Raw genomic sequence first — 15,552 nt, forward strand, 5'->3', positions numbered from 1 at the left:
CTCGCCATCTCCGGCGAGTGACCGACCGTCAGACGTCCCGAAAAATATCGGACTGCACTGCCCGCCCCGGACCCGGCGCATCGGCGTTCGTCCGTGCAAGCAAATCCCTAGTTCGAAGCGGACCCGATGCGCCCGCCGTCTCCGGAGTTCGCTTCACCTCGTTACACTTCGTCGGGCCGACCGCGAGGTTACGGCCAGAGTCCTCTGGTCTCCTTGGCCTCCCCGACCCGTTCGAGTGCGACGACGTAGGCGGCGTCGCGCCAACTCACGTCGCGGGCCTCGACTTCGCTCCGCACGTCGTCCCACGCCGAGAGCATCTGCGATTCGAGTTCGTCGTTGACGCGTTCGAGCGACCACTGGCGGCGGTTGATGTCCTGCAACCACTCGAAGTACGAGACGGTGACCCCGCCCGCGTTCGCGAGGATGTCCGGAATCACGGGGACGCCGCGCTCCGCCAGAATCGTGTCGGCCGCGGAGGTCGTCGGACCGTTCGCGCCCTCCACGACGATGTCGGCCTGCACGTCGTCGGCGTTGTCCGCGGTGAGGACGTTGCCGACGGCGGCCGGAATCAGCACGTCCACGTCGAGTTCGAGTACCTCCTCGTTCGTGAGCGTGTTCGGCGCGTCGTAACTCATCACGGCCTCGGGTTCCTCCTCGTGGGAGGGGACCGCGTGCGTGTCGAGACCGGTCGTGTCGTAGGCCGCGCCGTTCACGTCGCTGACCGCGACCACGGTCGCGCCCCAGTCGTCGAGCAGGCGGGCGGCGTTCGCGCCGACCGACCCGAAGCCCTGTACTGCGACTGTGGCCTCGTCCGCGTTCTTGCCGTAGTACCGGAGCGCCTCGCGGGCGACGATGGCGACCGAGCGACCGGGCGCTTCCTCGCGGCCCTCGCTCCCGCCGATGACGGGCGGTTTCCCCGTGACGACGCCGGGGACGGTCTCGCCCTCCTGCATCGAGTAGGCGTCCATGAACCACGCCATCGTCTGGGCGTCGGTGCCCATGTCGGGCGCGGGGATGTCCTGTTTGGGCCCGATGGTGTCCCGAATCTCCTCGGCGAACCGTCGGGTCAGTCGCTCCTTCTCGGCGGTGGTCAGTTCCTTCGGATTCACGACCACGCCGCCCTTCGCGCCGCCGAACGGCAGGTCCATCACGGCGCACTTCCACGTCATCCACATCGACAGGCCGACGCACTCCTCGGCGGTCACCTCCGGGTGGAAGCGCAGACCGCCCTTGTAGGGACCGCGCACGTCGTCGTGCTGGGCGCGGTAGCCCGTGTACACCTCGACCGACCCGTCGTCGCGCTTCAGCGGAACGCCGACTTCGACGACCCGCGTCGGGTGTTTGAGCCGTTCGATGACGCCGTCGTCCACGTTCACCTGCGTCGCCGCCGCCGAGAGCTGTCGAAGCGCCGTTTCGAGCGCCGATTCGGTCTCGGAGTACTCCTCGTCGTCGCTGTCTTCGAGGGTGTTAGTCGCCATGAGTTTCGGAGGGAATCACTCGCAGGGCATCCGTCGATTGCGCATCGTGGTCCCGCAGTCGTCACAACCGCCGGGGTGACTGCCAGCGTGTACCGTCGTCCCGCAGTTTAGACACTCGTACTCGTACTCTGCGCTCGCCTCGTAGTCGGGGTCGCGGTCTCTCATTCGGTAAAAATTGCTACGCACTGCGGTATCATGGACGGCGTTGTTGAATAGTAACCCGTGACGAGTCGGTTCGGGGGTTACTATTCAACCCCGGTCGGCTGCGGCCGGTTCTCGAACAGCGACGCGAACAGTTTCCGCTGGATTCGCCGGACGTGGTCGTAGAACGCCGTGTGCGAGATGTCCAGCATCGACGCCACGTCTCGTCCGGTCACGTCGCGCTGGGAGTCGAAGAATCCGGCGTGGTAGGCCATCTGAGCGACCTCTAGCTGCCGTTCCGTGAGGTCGTCGAGGAAACGGCCGGGACGACCCTTCGTCTCTAGCGCCCGAGTCCGCTCGCGCTGAGCGACCGGTTCGGCCCCGTCGTACGTGTTCGAGACGACTTCGTCTATCGACCGGGTCGTGATCGAGTCGGGCACGTCCACGGTCAGCGAGAGACCCTCCGGGGTCGCCCGTAGTCGTCTGCGGACCGCCCCGTGGTCGGCGAGGACGGTCGTCACGAAATCGCCGCGGACTCCCAACCCGAGGAGACCCCCGTCGTCGGTCGTCCGCACTCGCTCCGCGTCCGTGATTCCGACGAAGTCCGCCGTCGCTTCGACCACGCGGTCGAGGGTCGCCCCTTCGACGGTGACGAAGACGAGCGTCGTCTCGTCGTCCCGGTCCACGTCGCCCTCGACTTCCAGCGACGCGCCGGTCTCGCTCGCCAGTCGGTGCAGCACCGCGGTCGGGTCCGAAATCCGGTATTCGAGTTCGACTACCGCGTCGCTTCGGAGCGCCTCTTTCCGCTGGACCGCGTTGATGGCCGACGCCACCGTGTCGCCGAGTTCGCGGAGGACCGACCGAACCATGTCGTCGAAGGCGTCCGGGCGGTCGGCGTAGACGGTCAGCGTCCCGAACAACACGTCGTCGTACGTGAGCGGAATCGACAGCACCGACTGGAAGTCGCGCGACACCGCCTCCTTGCACCACCGGCCCGTCCGGAGGTGGTCGGCGACGTTCGAGACGTGCGTCGCCTCGCGCTCGTCGGCGGTCCGGACGCTCGGTTCGACGGTCCCGGCGTCGGCACCGGACTCCAGCGGAACGCTGTCGAGATACCCCCGCTCGTCTCCGGCCCACGCTCGCGGACGGAGCGTCCGGTCCAGCGCCGTGGTCTCGCCGATCCACGCGAACCGGAACCGGTCGTCGGCGGTCAGTCGCTCGCAGACGGCCGTCTCTATCCGTTCGCGGGACTCGGCACCGACCAGCGCCTGGTCTATCTCGCGGATGAACTCGTTCACCCCGTTCAGTTTCGAGAGGCGCTCGTTCTGGCGTTTCAGCGTCCGGTCGCGCTCCCGGAGTTCGTTCTCGCGCTCCACGCGGTCGAACGCCGCCTCGGTCGTCGCGGCCAGCAGTTCCGTGACCTCCTCGCCGACCTCGTCGAACGTCTCCTCCTGGACGGTGGCCGCCACGAAGACGCCGTGGTCGCCCAGCGGTACGGCCACGTAGTCGCCGAGCGCCGAGAGGAGCGTCCGCTGGCGCCCGTCGCGTTCGGCGCGTTCGCGGGTCCGGGTCTCGTCCTCGACGAAGGCGCGACTGACCGCGCTCGCACCGTCGAGTCGGAGTTCGGGGAGCGACCCGACCAGTTCGGAGAACTCGTCGGACACTGCCGTCGGGGAGAGGACGTTCTCGTCGCGGTCGAACTGGTAGACCGCCACGGCGGCCGACGGGAGAATCGAGGCCGCGTCCGTCACGACGCGGTCGGCTATCTCGGGTTTGGTCTCGGCGTAGAGCATGCTCCGACTGGTCTCGTGGAGTTGCGTGAGCGCCCGTTCGCGCTGTTTCCGCTTGGTGATGTCGCGGCAACTGTACAGGGTCGTTCCGCCCTGAATCGAGACCTGTCTGACGTTGACTAGCAGGGTGTGTTCCCGGCCGTACTTGTCCGTCGCGGTGCATTCGAGGTTGGTGAGGACGCCTTCGGACTCGAGTCGCTCGCGGTCGAAGAGGTCCTCGCCGAGCAGCACGTCGATGGTGCCGAGGTCGTGAATCTCTTCGGCGGTGTGACCGAAGATGAAGTGGACGTTCGGACAGACGTACGTGAACTCGCCGTCGTCGTCGGTGACGAGGACGGTGTCGGTCATGTTGTTCAGCGTGACGCGGTGCAGTTCCTCCGACTCGCGGAGTTCCTCTTCCAATCGGACGCGCTCGGCGACTCGGCGACCCTCCACGACGAGGTGAGTGACTTCGCCGTCGTCGTCCGTGACCGGCCGGACCGTGAACTCGCATCGACCCTCGCCGGTCTCGTCCGGAAGCCGAGCCTCGAAGTCGGCGTACTCGCCGCGGCGGGCGCGATGCACTGCCTGCTGAAGTTCTCGTTGGGAGTTGTCGGCCCACGGGAGTCCCCAGAACCGCTTGCCGAGGACCGCACGCTCGTCGGTGTCCAGCAGTTCGAGCGCGCCGCGATTCACGCGCACGACGGTCCCGTCGGCGTCGAGGACGGCCCAGAATCGGTCGGGTGTGGCGAAGACCGACTCGAACTGGTCGGCCCTCGCGGTCCGTCGGTACTCCTCGTCGCGTCGCTCGACCGCCGCTCGACACCGACGCCGGAGGTCCTCCGAGTCGGCGTCAGCAGGGACGTAGTCGGCGACGCCCGCGTCGATGGCCTCGCTGGCGAGCGATTCGCTTCCGTCCTCCGGCGCGAGGACGAACGGAGCGGCGACGCCGTGCGAGCGCAGGTCGGCCAACAGGTCGAGACCCGTCGTCCCGTCGAGGCGACGCGCACTGACCACGCAATCGACCGTGGCGTGTCGGTCGGTCGCCGCCGTTATCGCCGCCTCGGCCGTCGAGACAGTCCGCACCGAGAACGCGTCGTCGTCCGCGAACGTCGGTCGAAGCCCCTCGCGCCACTGCTCCGACCCCGCGAGGAGGACGCCGACGCGGTCGGTGTCGGTTCGGGGTGACCGGGTCGTATCCATCGTCGCAGTCTTCGCGCTCGTACCGTTAAGAGTCTCGGTTGTCCGATGCCGCGACCTCCGCCACGGACCGGTCGCGCGACGTTCTCGTTCCGTCGGTCGGGACACACCTATTTGACGCTCGCCTCCGACCACCTTCCTATGACGGATACGCCACACATCGCTGCCGTCTGCGGCAGTCTCCGGGACGAGAGCGTCACCAGAGTCGCACTGCAAAAGGCCCTAGAGGGCGTCGAGGAGAAGGGCGGAGAGGGAGAACTGCTCGACCTGCGGGACTACGACCTGCCCGCGTACGACCCGGACGCGGACGACGAGGCGGCGGACGCGGCCGAACTCACCCGCGACCTGCGCGAGGCCGACGCTATCCTCTTGGGGTCGCCGATGTACCACGGGTCGTACTCGTCGGTGCTGAAGACGGCCATCGACTACAGCGGGTTCGACGAGTTCGAGCACAAGACGGTCGGCCTGCTCGCGGTGTCCGGCGGGAGTTTCCCCATCACCGCGCTCGAACACCTCCGGTCGGTCTGCCGGGCGCTCGACGCGTGGGTCCTCCCGCATCAGGCCGCGGTCCCGCGCTCGCACTCGGCGGTCCGTGACGGGACGTTCACCGACGAGGACGTCGCCGAGCGCGTCCGGGAACTCGGCCGCGAAGTCGTCAACTACGCGAACATCGAACCGAGTCCGCCGACGATGGAGAGCGAGGAGAACGTCGGCGCGGTGGAGTAGCCGCCTCAGCCGTGATGCGGAAGTGACTGTCAATATTCCGACCGTCTCTGCCCCTTCCGCAGGTCCCTTCCCGGTAGCTACCCTTTGTCCGAGTATGCCGGATACGAATCGGAAGTACCTACTGGCGAAGCGCCCCGAGGGCAAACCCGACCGAGACACCTTCGAACTGGTCGAGGAGGACGTGCCGGAACCGGGACCGGGCGAGGTGCTGGTTCGCACGCTCTACCTCTCGGTGGACCCCTACATGCGCGGCCGGATGGACGCCGGGGAGTCGTACGCCGAACCGTGGGAGGTCGGCGACCCGCTCCGGGCCGGAGTCGTCGGCGAAGTCGTCGAGTCCAACGGCGCGGGCTTCGAGGCGGGCGACGTGGTGACGGGGAACCTCGACTGGGCCGACTACGCGACGGCGCGCGGCAGCGAACTCCAGTCGGTGAACCCCGACCTCGGGCCGATTTCGACCACGCTCGGCGTCCTCGGGATGCCCGGCCGGACCGCCTACTTCGGTACCCGCGAGGTCGCAGAACCGAAGGCCGGAGACACGTTCGTCGTCACGGGCGCGGCGGGCGCGGTCGGGTCGGTCGCGGGCCAGATAGCGAAGCTCTCGGGCGCTCGCGTGGTCGGTTTCGCGGGGTCCGACGAGAAGGTCGAGTTCCTCGAAGACGAACTCGGGTTCGACGCCGGTATCAACTACAAGGAGACCGACGACTACCGCGCGGCACTCGACGAGGCCGCCCCGGACGGCGTCGACAGTTACTTCGACAACGTCGGCGGACCCATCACCGACGCCGTCTTCTCGAAACTGAACGTGGACGCTCGCGTCGCGGTCTGCGGCCAGATTTCGATGTACAACGCCGAGGAGATTCCCACCGGACCGCGAAAGCTCGGGAAACTCATCGAGACGCGAGCCACGGTCGAGGGGCTCCTCGTCGGCGACTTCGCGCCCCGGTTCGAGGAGGCCACCCGCCGACTCGCCGAGTGGATCGCCGAGGACGAGATTCGGTACCGCGAGACGGTCACGGAGGGACTGGAGAACGCTCCGGACGCCTTCCTCGGCCTGTTCGAGGGCGAGAACATCGGCAAACAGATCGTGAAAGTCGGCGAGCGCGAAGCGTAGTCTCGTCGCCGGGCGACCGCCACTCGCTCTTACGCCGAACGACCGCCACTCCCGCCCCGACAAGAGAGCGACACTCCGTAGCTTAGCGTCGCTCTCGGCATGAAAGGGAGAGTAACTAATTTCTCGGTGGAATCGACTAGTGCCCGACGAGGAGGTGGCCGACCGTGCCAGTGGTACCGCACTACCCGTCCGACGAACAGCGCGACGACCGCGAAGCGCCCGACTTCGGCGAGATAGTAGACGATATTCTGGACCGCGGCGACCCGACGCCGTCGGTCCCCGTGGCCCGACGCCCGGTCGCTCCGTGAGTCGGTCGCCTCGCTGGCGACCCGAATCGGCAACCCTTTTCTCCCTCGATTGAGCGCACCACGGACATGCACAAGATAACGAACAGCGGGTGGGTCGAGGTCGTCACCGGGTGTATGTTCTCCGGAAAGACCGAGGAACTGCTCCGACGACTCCGCAGAGCCGAAATCGCGGGTCAGGAGGTCGCAGCCTTCAAGCCCTCGCTCGACGACCGCTACGGCGAGGGGACCGTGGGGTCCCACAACGGTCGGCAGTGGGACGCGACGGTGGTGGACCCCGACGAGGGCGTCTGGGACATCCCGGAGGAACTCAACGGCGAGGAGGTCGTCGCCATCGACGAGGCCAACTTCTTCTCCGAGGAGTTGGTCGAGGTCTGCGAGTTCCTCGCGGACGACGACCGCCGAGTCGTCGTCTCGGGGACCGACCAGACGTTCCGCGGCGAACCCTTCGATCCCCTGCCGCGACTCGTCGCATTGGCGGAGTACGTGGACAAGTATCAGGCCATCTGCGCCCAGTGCGGCGAACCCGCGACCCGGAACCAGCGACTCGTCGGCGGCGAACCCGCCCACGTCGACGACCCGACCATCGTGGTCGGTGCCGACGAGTCCTACGAGGCCCGATGTCGGAACTGTCATACTCTCCGAACCGACTAGGCCGACTGTGTACTGCGTGGTGACCCGACCGTGATGCGCTCCGTGACCGACTGCGAGGTGGACGCGTCGTGACTCAGTGGGTCGAGAATCCCACGGGCGGGCGCGACCGCGGACCCGCGGCGCTCGCTCGGGCGTGGGTCGAAGTCCTCGTCAGCCCTCGGCGGTTCTTCCGGCACGGAATCGCGCCGGGCGACCAAGCGCCGGGACTCGTCTTCGCCGTGGTCGTCGTCCTCGTGGAGGAGGCGACACGGTTCGCGCTGGTCCCCGGCGCGGCCCCGACGCTCGGCGGGCGACCCGCGCTGTCGGCGCTGTTCGGTCTCGCGCTCGTGGCGCTGTTCGTCGCGCCCGCCGTCCTCCACCTGACCGCCGCGCTCCAGACCGTCCTCCTCATGGCGGTGGTACCGGACCGCGCCGGGACCAGCGAGACGGTGCAGGTCATAGCCTACGCCACTGCGCCGTGCGTGTTCGCGGGCGTCCCGAGTCCCACGCTCCGCGCGGCCTGTGCGACGTACGGCGCGGCGCTGTTCGTCGTCGGTCTCCGCGAGGTCCACGACACCTCCGCGGTCCGGGCGCTGGTCGCGGGCGCGATTCCGGCCGCGCTGGTCTTCGGCTACGCCTTCCGCGGGTTCGCCGCGCTCGACGAACTGGTCGTGCGACACGCGGGCGAGGCCTGTCTCCGCGTCGCGGAACTCGGCCAGGAAGTCTGTGTGTCGCTCGGCTGACTGTTTCGCGCGGTCCTCTTCCCGTCGCCCGTCCATCGCCCCGCCGTTCGACCGACCAGTCTCCCCCCACATCGTATAAACCACCGCATCTATCCGGCACCACTCACTCGTCTCCGAGTCGAATACTTACAACTCATGAGAACGCGGGCCTCCGAGTCGTCGCGTCCCGAGTCGGAACCGGACGGTGAACAGGTAGCGACGGTCGCGCTGGACGACGATCGCCGACTCGCGTACGCCGAATACGGCCGTGCCGACGGCGCTCCGGTCGTCTTCCTCCACGGGACGCCCGGGTCGCGCCGACTCGGCGAACTGCTCGACGCGGCCGCCCGAGAGCGCGGCATCCGAATCCTCGCGCCGGACCGGCCCGGCTACGGTCGCTCGTCGCCGCGGCCGACTCGCTCGGTGACCGACGCCGGGGAGTTCGTCGGTGCCGTCCTCGACGACGCCGACGTGCCGGAGGCCGGACTGGTCGCGTTCTCCGGCGGTGCTCCGTACGCGCTGGCGACTGCGGCGACACGTCCGGAGCGAGTCGGTCGTGTGGACGTCGTCGCCGGAGCCACGCCGCCGGAGGTCGGCGGGGAGACGCCCGCGGTTCAGCGACTCCTCTCGGGACTGGCGACGACGACCCCCCTCGTCCTCCGGGGACTCCTCCGGGGGCAGGCGTGGCTCGCCGGTCGCCTCGACCCGTCGTTCGTGGTCGCGCAGTACACGACTGGCGACGCCGAGTCCGTCCCCGACGACGCCGCGGCGGTGGTCAAGACCGACTTCGTCGAGGCGTTCGCACGGCACCGGCGCGGTGCCGTGACCGAGTTCCGTCACGCGGCGACCGACTGGGGGATTCGCTTCGACGACATCGAGGCGGAGGTCCGTCTCTGGCACGGCGAGAACGACGCGAACGTCCCCATCGACGGCGTCCGACGCCTCGAAGAGAGGATACCGACCGCCGAACTCCGCGCGTTCGAGGACGCCGACCACCTCGGTACCCTCCTCCGAACCGTCCCGGACGTGCTGGCGGAACACCGATGACGCGGCCGGTTTTACCGACGCGTCCCGGCGAACGCCACCTGCTGGCGCGGGCCGTAACCGAGCGAGACCACGCCGATTGATATGCGGTGGGCGCGAACACGGCTGGAAGGCGACATGAAACGCGTCCAGTTGTCGGTCCGCTATCCGGACCGGTTCGTCCACCCCATCCAGCGCCGAATCGCGTCGGACCTGCCGATTACGCGGGCCGAACTGCTGATGTGGAGTCCGACCGAGGACGCGACGACGCTGTTCTGGTGCGACGGCGACCGGGACGCCACCGCGGAGGCCGTCGCCGACGTCGAGTCGCTGGTCGCGAGCAACTTCGTCGAGGACGCCGACGGGACCTACGCGTTCCTGCGGCAGGACGACTACGAGTTCCCGGCGGCGCTGCTCGAACTCGTCGCGGACGCGCGGGTCATCTTCCTCCCGCCGGTCACGTTCCTCGACATCGGCGACGTGCGGTTCCAAGCCGTCGGCGAATCGGAGGCGCTCGGCGCGTTTCACGAGGAACTCTCGGCGCTCGGCGACCTCACCGTCGAGCGGGTCCGCGAGTTCGAGCGGCGCGACTCGCCGTCGCGTCTCACCGACCGCCAGCGGGCGGCGCTCGACGCGGCGGTTTCGGTCGGCTACTACGACGTGCCGCGAACCGGCACGGTCTCGGACGTGGCGGACGCTCTCGACTGTTCGTCCAGCACCGCGGGGGAGCTACTGCGCAAGGCAGAGGCGGCCGTAATCACGGAGTACACCGAGGCGCGCTGACGCGAACCGAGAGCAGGCGTCGGTCCCCGCCGACCTCGACTCTCCCACCTATAAGACGCCGGGCGTCGAACGTCAGGTATGCTCAATCTCATCCTCGACGACTTCATGGTCGAACTCAAGGACGGAGCCATCCGGAACGTCGGTCCCTCGAACAAGTCCGGCACCGCGAAACTGTTCGACGTGGAGTCGGCCGAAGCGCGGGAGTTCGGCGACAAGCGCGTGAAGATCGTCTGCGAGGACGACGACGGAAACGAAGTGCAGGTTGCGCTGTTCCCCGAGCAGGTCCGAGACATCGCCGACGACATCGAGGCGATGGAGGACGACAGTCCGGTCTTCGAGTAGCGATTCGGTTCCGGACGCGAACGGTTCGCGTTTCGGGCGAGTGAATCACCGGGACGCCTCGCGGTCACCGCCGACTCAGCGTTCCTTCCGAACCGATGTCGAACGCCAGACTCTCGTCGTTTCCATCGTCTTCGGGGTAGTAGTGGACGTGGTCCTCGTCGGTCGTTCTGCGGTTGTCCTCGTACACGCTGTACCGGACGAGGTACGGTCGGGTCTCGGCGACGTTCTCGCGCTGCGCTCGCCCCTGCGACTCGACGTCGATGCTTCCGTCGTACGCTCGCGCCTCGCTCCGGGTCGCGTCTCCGCCGCCGCGGAACAGGCCCATCTCGACCGTGTAGGGGCTATCGGTGTGATTGAACGCGACCAAATCGAGCATCGACGACCGGGACGACTGCACCGAACACCCGGCCAGCGCGGTCGCCACCGTCGTCGTTCCGAGGAGGACTCTGCGGCGTCTCACGCTCGAACCACTTCGTCCGAGTGATAAATATCTTCTCCGCTTCGCTCGCGTGACGAACGGCGTCGTCTCTGAACCGTCCGCGCTCGCCGGTCACTTTCAAGGGTCTCCGCGTTGCCGTTCAACCGATGGCACCCGACGAGGCGGACGACTCTCACGAACGCGCCGACCCGGAGAAGGCCGACCACTACCGCCACGACGACGGGACCGACGAAATCGTCTTCGCGGTCGAGGAGGGTCGCGTGCTGGCGATTCGGGAGTATCGGAGCGTCGAGGCGTTCGAGCGAGCGGTCGGGGACGCCGAGTACGTCGGCGTCCACGAGGGGGTCGCGGACCTGCCGGGAGTCGAGGCGTTCGCGGACGACGGGAGCGACGAGTAGCAGGCCAGTTTCGACAACAGTTTTAGGCCGGGGCTATTTTGCTCGCGTATAATGGGTTCGTGTATCATCTGCGGGGCTCCTGCCGACGGCGCTATTTGCCAGAGCCACGAGCAGGACGTCCTCTTCGAGTTCACCGGCAACCACCCGAATCACCTGACGTCGGGTCGGTACTACAAAGGAACCGTCGACGGCTTCGCCGAGTTCGGCGTCTTCGTCAACGTCGGCGACCGAGTCACTGGTCTGCTCCACAAGAGCGAACTCGACCAGCGACTCGAATCGCTCGACTGGGACGAGGGCGACGAGGTGTTCGTACAGGTCACCGGCGTGCGAGACAACGGTAATGTGGACCTCGGTTGGTCCATCCGCCAGTCCGACCGCGAGTTCCGGGGGAAGCTCATCGACGACCCCGAGCAGGGTGCGGTTCTCCCCGAGGACGCCGACGCCAGCGACGACAACGACGACCAGCAGGCGACGACCGACGGCGCGGGGACGGTCGACCCCGCGACCGAGCGAGACACCGAGTCCGATACCCGGTCGCAGACGGACTCCGCGTCCGAATCCGAGACGGACTCCGAGTCGGAGATAGCGTCCGAGTCCGAATCCGACGCGCAAACGACCTCCGAGCCTGAACCGGCCGCCGAGGACGAAGCGGAGTCCGACGAGGAATCCACCGCCGACTCCGGGTCGTCCCGCGTCGAAATCGACAGTCTCAGCGACCGCGTGAACGACGAGGTTCGCATCGAGGGCGAAATCGTCGGCGCGCGCCAGACCAGCGGTCCGACCGTCTTCGAGGTCCGCGACGAGACCGCGACGGTCGATTGCGCCGCGTTCGTCGAGGCGGGCGTCCGCGCCTACCCCGAAGTCGAGACGGGCGACCTCGTCCGACTCGACGGCGTCGTCGAACTCCGCAACAACGAGTTGCAGGTCGAGACCGACGACCTCCAGAAGCTGGAGGGCGAGGACCGCCAGACCGTCGAGACCCGCCTCGAAGACGCGCTTCGCGCCGAGGCCCGCCCCGACGACGTGGACCTGCTGGCCGACCACGAGTCGGTCACCGCTGTCCGCGACCGCATCCGCGACGCGGCCGAGGAGATTCGCCGCGCGGTCATGGAGTCCCGACCGGTCATCGTCCGGCACAACGCCACCGCCGACGGCTACGTCGCCGGTGCGGCCATCGAGCGCGCCGTCCTGCCGCTCGTCCGCGACGAACACGCCAAGAGCGACGCCGAGTACCACTTCTTCGACCGGCGGCCGCTCGAAGACGGCGACTACGACATGGCCGACGCGACCAAGGACGTGACGACGATGCTCGACAACCGGGAGCGCCACGACGAGAAACTCCCGCTGTTCGTCGTCGTCTCGGCCGGAAGCACCGACGAGTCCGGCGACGGATTCGAACTGCTCGACATCTACGACGCTCCCCGAATCGTCGTGGACGCGACGTACCCCGACGAGGACGTTGCCGACCTCGCCGACGTGGCGGTCAACCCGTACCTCGAAGGCAGCGAGGCGGACGACCTGACCGTCGGCGTCCTCGGCGCGAACGTCGCCGCCCACGTCAACGCCGACGTGCGCGACGACATCTCGCACCTCCCCGCGGTCAGCTATTGGGAGGACACCCCCGAGGCGTACACCGACCTCGCGACCGAGGCTGGCTACGACGAGGACCACACCACCGCGCTCCGCGAGGCGGTCGCGCTGGAGGCGTACTACCAGTCCTACGAGGACAAGCGCGAACTCATCACCGACCTCCTCTTCGAGCACGAGAAGCGCGACCTCGCCGAACACGTCGGCGAGCAGTTCCGCGAGAAGCTTCAGACCGAACTCGACACCGTGGAACCGAACCTCTCGGTCCGCGGCGAGAACGGCGTCTCGTTCACCGTCCTCGACACCGAGGCGTTCACCCACCGCTTCGACTTCCCGCCGACGGCGCTCCTGCTCGACGCCATCCACCGGCAGGAACTCGGCGCGGAGGGCGCGCCCGGCGACGACCACGTCACCCTCGGCGTGGACGAAGACGAGATTCACGTCCGGAGCGACGGCCGGGTCAACGCCCGCGACATCGCGGCGGCGGCCAGCGAGACGGCCGAGAACGCGGGCATCTCGGCGAAGGGTACCCGCGACGGAGCCATCGAGTTCCTCTCGGGCGAGCGCGACGACGCGCTCGACGCCGTGGTCGCGGCCATCAGCGAGCAGTTGTAGACGGCCGCAGTCGATTCGATTCTTCTTTCGGCGGTGTAATCACTCCGTAGCGACGCCTCGCGTTCGGTAACCGGTCGCCGCTCTCCCTCCGGCTCTTACCGCTCTCCGTCTGCAGCGGACGCTTCTACCGACTCCGCCCTCGGCAGGTCCGCCAGCGGTGTTCCCCACGCCGCGACCGCTCCCCCGCCGACCAGCAGGAGCGCACCGAGCGCCGCCAGCATCGCGGGGAGCGCCGACACCGCCAGCGCTCCCGCGAGGACGTTGAGCGGTGCGACCGCGACCGACCGGAGCATCGAGACGGTGCTGAGGACCGACGCCCGGCCGAGCGAGCCGATTTCGTCGTTGATGCGGCCGTCCGCGAGCGGCCGCGACGTGGCCGCGAGCGCGCGCAGGAGGAAGAACAGCGGGAGCGCGAGCCACGGTTCGGCGAGGACCGCGAGCAGGCCGACCGCGGCGAAGACGGGGACGACCCGGAACCACGTCGAGACGCCGACGACCGCCTTCAGTCGGCCTGTCTGGCTCGCGGCGGCGGCCGAGACCAGCGTCAGACCCGCGTAGACCGCACCGAGTCTGGCGGGGTCGATGCCCAGCACGTCCACGCTCACTGGCTGGACGAACAGGAGCGCCGACGAGACGACACCGAGGAACAGCGCGGTGTAGGCGACGAACGACCGGAGTCCCGGCCGCGCGAGCGCCGTCCGGGTGACGGTGACGGCCTCCGAGACGGTGAGGGAGTCGGCCGCGTCGCTCGCGGACTGACTCCGACTCTCCTCGGAGACCGATTTCCCTCCCCCGGAACTCGCTTCGTTTCTCTCCTGTCGCGACGGCACTGCGGCCAGTAGCAGGACGACGCCCGCGAGTAGCGCGGCGGCGTCGAGCGCCCACGGCAGGAGGTGGCTGACGGCGTACGCTCGACTCCCGACGAGCGCCGCGCCCGCCTGCCCCGCGAGGCCCAGCGCGCGGGCGTGGCCGGAGACGCGCGCGAACTCGGCCTCGGCGTCCTCGGCGGCCAGCAACTCGTAGAGCCACGCGTCCGACGCCCCTGACGAGAACGTCGCACCGACCGCCCGGACGACCACGGCCGCGAGGAACGCCGGGAACGAGTGGGCGAGCGCGTACCCCGCAGCGCCGAGCGCCCCCAGCGCGTTGGCGACGGCGAGACCGTTCCGGCGGCCGACGCGGTCGGCGAGGTAGCCCGTCGGGAACTCGAACCCGAGGACCGCCACGGTGTAGGTGGCCTCCAGCAGGCCGAACTGCGCCAGCGAGAGACCCCGCGACTGGTAGAAGACGACGTAGATGGGCACGGTGAACGCCAGCGACCGCGAGAGGACGTAACAGTAGAAGATGAGAACGGGACGCGACGGGAGGCGTTCTTCGACGGATTCGCGGATTCCTCGGTCGTCGGAACGTCTCGACATATGGTGTGCCAATTGTCACACAGCGATTTGAGACTTATTCGAGACGTGATACCATCACGTACGTCGCTTCGCGGAGGCTCTTCCACGGTCGGCAGTCGCCGACTGCCACCGCGGTTTTCCGGCACCACGGCGTAGATTCGTCCATGAGCGCGCTCGATACGGCGATGCGATTCTACCCCTACGTCTTCCATCCGGGCGTGATGGTCGGCGCGGGGGCGCTCGTCCTGATACACCACGAGTGGGCGCGTCAGGACGCCGACTGGTCGGCGCTTTGGCGCCGCGTCGGCACGTTCCTCGCCGCTGGCGTCCTCTCGCTCGCGCCCACGCTGGCGTACGTCCTCGTCACGGGGCAGGGTCTCTACGAGGTGACGAAGGGCAACGTCTGGCAGGTGGACGCGCTGGTCGGAGTCGGTGTCTTCGTCACGGCGGGCGCGACGTGGCTCGTCTGGCACCGCTACGATTGGGGGTCGCTGGTTCCGGGGTACATGGAGGCGCTCGTCCTCGTGACGATTCCCTACGTCGCGCTCTCGCCGCTCTGGAACGTCTCGGGTCACGTCACGATGGCGCTGATGCCGACGCTCTACCTGACGCTCGTGGACCGAAAGTTCTGGCCGACGCTGGTGATTCCGGCGGTCATGGTGCCGAACCGACTGTACCTGAACGCTCACACGCCGGTCCAGACGGTCGGTGCGGTTCTGCTGACCGCGGTGCTGGTCGTCGGTGCGTTCTGGGTTCAGACCGGCGGGGAGTTCCGCGCCGAACCCGAATCAGCGGCGTCGTGACGCCTCCGCGAACCACCCACAGGTGGATAAAGGGGCCGATCGCTCGCGTTTACGTGGTCGTCTGGGCGGGCGACTAT

Annotated in this window: 16 protein-coding genes; 11 read left to right on the plus strand and 5 right to left on the minus strand. The window is 68.2% G+C overall.

The features are described from left to right. Positions 1-188 precede the first annotated feature (188 nt). The 3 genes from gdhB to NGM06_RS03225 form a co-directional block, all read right to left on the minus strand. Positions 189-1,478: a glutamate dehydrogenase GdhB gene (gdhB, locus tag NGM06_RS03215; RefSeq protein ID WP_254268913.1), complete on the minus strand. Its 1,290-nt coding sequence runs from the start codon at positions 1,476-1,478 to the stop codon at positions 189-191. Between the two features lie 15 nt (positions 1,479-1,493). Beyond that, the gene (locus tag NGM06_RS03220) at positions 1,494-1,643 is read right to left on the minus strand and encodes a rubrerythrin-like domain-containing protein (protein ID WP_254268914.1); all 150 of its coding nucleotides are present in this window, start codon (positions 1,641-1,643) and stop codon (positions 1,494-1,496) included. Between the two features lie 80 nt (positions 1,644-1,723). Next, positions 1,724-4,591, minus strand: a complete 2,868-nt coding sequence (locus NGM06_RS03225; RefSeq protein WP_254268915.1) for a bacterio-opsin activator domain-containing protein — start codon at positions 4,589-4,591, stop codon at positions 1,724-1,726. A gap of 138 nt (positions 4,592-4,729) precedes the next feature. Between NGM06_RS03225 and NGM06_RS03230 the strand changes: the two genes are divergently transcribed. The 8 genes from NGM06_RS03230 to NGM06_RS03265 all read left to right on the plus strand — a co-directional run bounded on the left by NGM06_RS03230 (position 4,730) and on the right by NGM06_RS03265 (position 10,236). Continuing rightward, positions 4,730-5,314: an NADPH-dependent FMN reductase gene (locus tag NGM06_RS03230; protein ID WP_254268916.1), complete on the plus strand. Its 585-nt coding sequence runs from the start codon at positions 4,730-4,732 to the stop codon at positions 5,312-5,314. A 94-nt stretch (positions 5,315-5,408) separates the two neighbouring features. Then, complete coding sequence (locus NGM06_RS03235) at positions 5,409-6,428, plus strand: NADP-dependent oxidoreductase (RefSeq protein WP_254268917.1); 1,020 nt, start codon at positions 5,409-5,411, stop codon at positions 6,426-6,428. Positions 6,429-6,592: 164 nt separating this feature from the next. Then, positions 6,593-6,736 carry a hypothetical protein gene (locus NGM06_RS03240; protein ID WP_254268918.1) on the plus strand — a complete coding sequence of 48 codons (144 nt, stop codon included), beginning with the start codon at positions 6,593-6,595 and terminating at the stop codon, positions 6,734-6,736. 66 nt (positions 6,737-6,802) lie between these two features. After that, positions 6,803-7,387, plus strand: coding sequence for a thymidine kinase (locus tag NGM06_RS03245; RefSeq protein ID WP_254268919.1), 585 nt, complete (start codon positions 6,803-6,805; stop codon positions 7,385-7,387). 68 nt (positions 7,388-7,455) lie between these two features. Beyond that, the gene (locus NGM06_RS03250; RefSeq protein WP_254268920.1) at positions 7,456-8,109 is read left to right on the plus strand and encodes a YIP1 family protein; all 654 of its coding nucleotides are present in this window, start codon (positions 7,456-7,458) and stop codon (positions 8,107-8,109) included. A 135-nt stretch (positions 8,110-8,244) separates the two neighbouring features. After that, the gene (locus NGM06_RS03255; protein WP_254268921.1) at positions 8,245-9,135 is read left to right on the plus strand and encodes an alpha/beta fold hydrolase; all 891 of its coding nucleotides are present in this window, start codon (positions 8,245-8,247) and stop codon (positions 9,133-9,135) included. 114 nt (positions 9,136-9,249) lie between these two features. Then, positions 9,250-9,894: a helix-turn-helix domain-containing protein gene (locus NGM06_RS03260; RefSeq protein ID WP_254268922.1), complete on the plus strand. Its 645-nt coding sequence runs from the start codon at positions 9,250-9,252 to the stop codon at positions 9,892-9,894. Between the two features lie 78 nt (positions 9,895-9,972). Continuing rightward, on the plus strand, positions 9,973-10,236 hold the full coding sequence (locus NGM06_RS03265; protein WP_163520490.1) for a hypothetical protein: 264 nt from the start codon (positions 9,973-9,975) through the stop codon (positions 10,234-10,236). A gap of 64 nt (positions 10,237-10,300) precedes the next feature. Here NGM06_RS03265 and NGM06_RS03270 read toward each other — a convergent pair whose 3' ends face one another. Beyond that, positions 10,301-10,696 (minus strand): hypothetical protein, encoded by a 396-nt coding sequence (locus NGM06_RS03270; protein ID WP_254268923.1) that lies wholly within the window; start codon positions 10,694-10,696, stop codon positions 10,301-10,303. Positions 10,697-10,821: 125 nt separating this feature from the next. Here NGM06_RS03270 and NGM06_RS03275 point away from each other — a divergent pair, with 125 nt between their 5' ends. Then, positions 10,822-11,073 (plus strand): hypothetical protein, encoded by a 252-nt coding sequence (locus NGM06_RS03275; protein WP_254268924.1) that lies wholly within the window; start codon positions 10,822-10,824, stop codon positions 11,071-11,073. A gap of 51 nt (positions 11,074-11,124) precedes the next feature. Further along, entirely contained in the window at positions 11,125-13,275 is a 2,151-nt protein-coding gene (locus tag NGM06_RS03280; RefSeq protein WP_254268925.1) for a DHH family phosphoesterase, read from the plus strand. Positions 13,276-13,370: 95 nt separating this feature from the next. On the opposite strand, the gene NGM06_RS03285 is transcribed toward NGM06_RS03280, so the two are convergent. Continuing rightward, positions 13,371-14,693 (minus strand): MFS transporter, encoded by a 1,323-nt coding sequence (locus NGM06_RS03285; protein WP_254268926.1) that lies wholly within the window; start codon positions 14,691-14,693, stop codon positions 13,371-13,373. A 143-nt stretch (positions 14,694-14,836) separates the two neighbouring features. Here NGM06_RS03285 and NGM06_RS03290 point away from each other — a divergent pair, with 143 nt between their 5' ends. Beyond that, positions 14,837-15,475, plus strand: a complete 639-nt coding sequence (locus NGM06_RS03290) for a phosphoesterase (RefSeq protein ID WP_254268927.1) — start codon at positions 14,837-14,839, stop codon at positions 15,473-15,475. Positions 15,476-15,552 lie beyond the last annotated feature (77 nt).

Source organism: Halorussus aquaticus (assembly GCF_024218795.1).
GTDB lineage: Archaea > Halobacteriota > Halobacteria > Halobacteriales > Haladaptataceae > Halorussus > Halorussus aquaticus.

Bases quoted from the DNA above. Each gene is read 5' to 3' on its own strand.
- NGM06_RS03280 (WP_254268925.1), top strand. From the start codon at position 11,125: ATGGGTTCGTGTATCATCTGCGGGGCTCCTGCCGACGGCGCTATTTGC.
- NGM06_RS03245 (WP_254268919.1), top strand. From the start codon at position 6,803: ATGCACAAGATAACGAACAGCGGGTGGGTCGAGGTCGTCACCGGGTGT.
- NGM06_RS03230 (WP_254268916.1), top strand. From the start codon at position 4,730: ATGACGGATACGCCACACATCGCTGCCGTCTGCGGCAGTCTCCGGGAC.
- NGM06_RS03260 (WP_254268922.1), top strand. From the start codon at position 9,250: ATGAAACGCGTCCAGTTGTCGGTCCGCTATCCGGACCGGTTCGTCCAC.
- NGM06_RS03290 (WP_254268927.1), top strand. From the start codon at position 14,837: ATGAGCGCGCTCGATACGGCGATGCGATTCTACCCCTACGTCTTCCAT.
- NGM06_RS03275 (WP_254268924.1), top strand. From the start codon at position 10,822: ATGGCACCCGACGAGGCGGACGACTCTCACGAACGCGCCGACCCGGAG.
- NGM06_RS03225 (WP_254268915.1), bottom strand. From the start codon at position 4,591: ATGGATACGACCCGGTCACCCCGAACCGACACCGACCGCGTCGGCGTC.
- NGM06_RS03255 (WP_254268921.1), top strand. From the start codon at position 8,245: ATGAGAACGCGGGCCTCCGAGTCGTCGCGTCCCGAGTCGGAACCGGAC.
- NGM06_RS03235 (WP_254268917.1), top strand. From the start codon at position 5,409: ATGCCGGATACGAATCGGAAGTACCTACTGGCGAAGCGCCCCGAGGGC.
- gdhB (WP_254268913.1), bottom strand. From the start codon at position 1,478: ATGGCGACTAACACCCTCGAAGACAGCGACGACGAGGAGTACTCCGAG.
- NGM06_RS03220 (WP_254268914.1), bottom strand. From the start codon at position 1,643: ATGAGAGACCGCGACCCCGACTACGAGGCGAGCGCAGAGTACGAGTAC.
- NGM06_RS03265 (WP_163520490.1), top strand. From the start codon at position 9,973: ATGCTCAATCTCATCCTCGACGACTTCATGGTCGAACTCAAGGACGGA.
- NGM06_RS03285 (WP_254268926.1), bottom strand. From the start codon at position 14,693: ATGTCGAGACGTTCCGACGACCGAGGAATCCGCGAATCCGTCGAAGAA.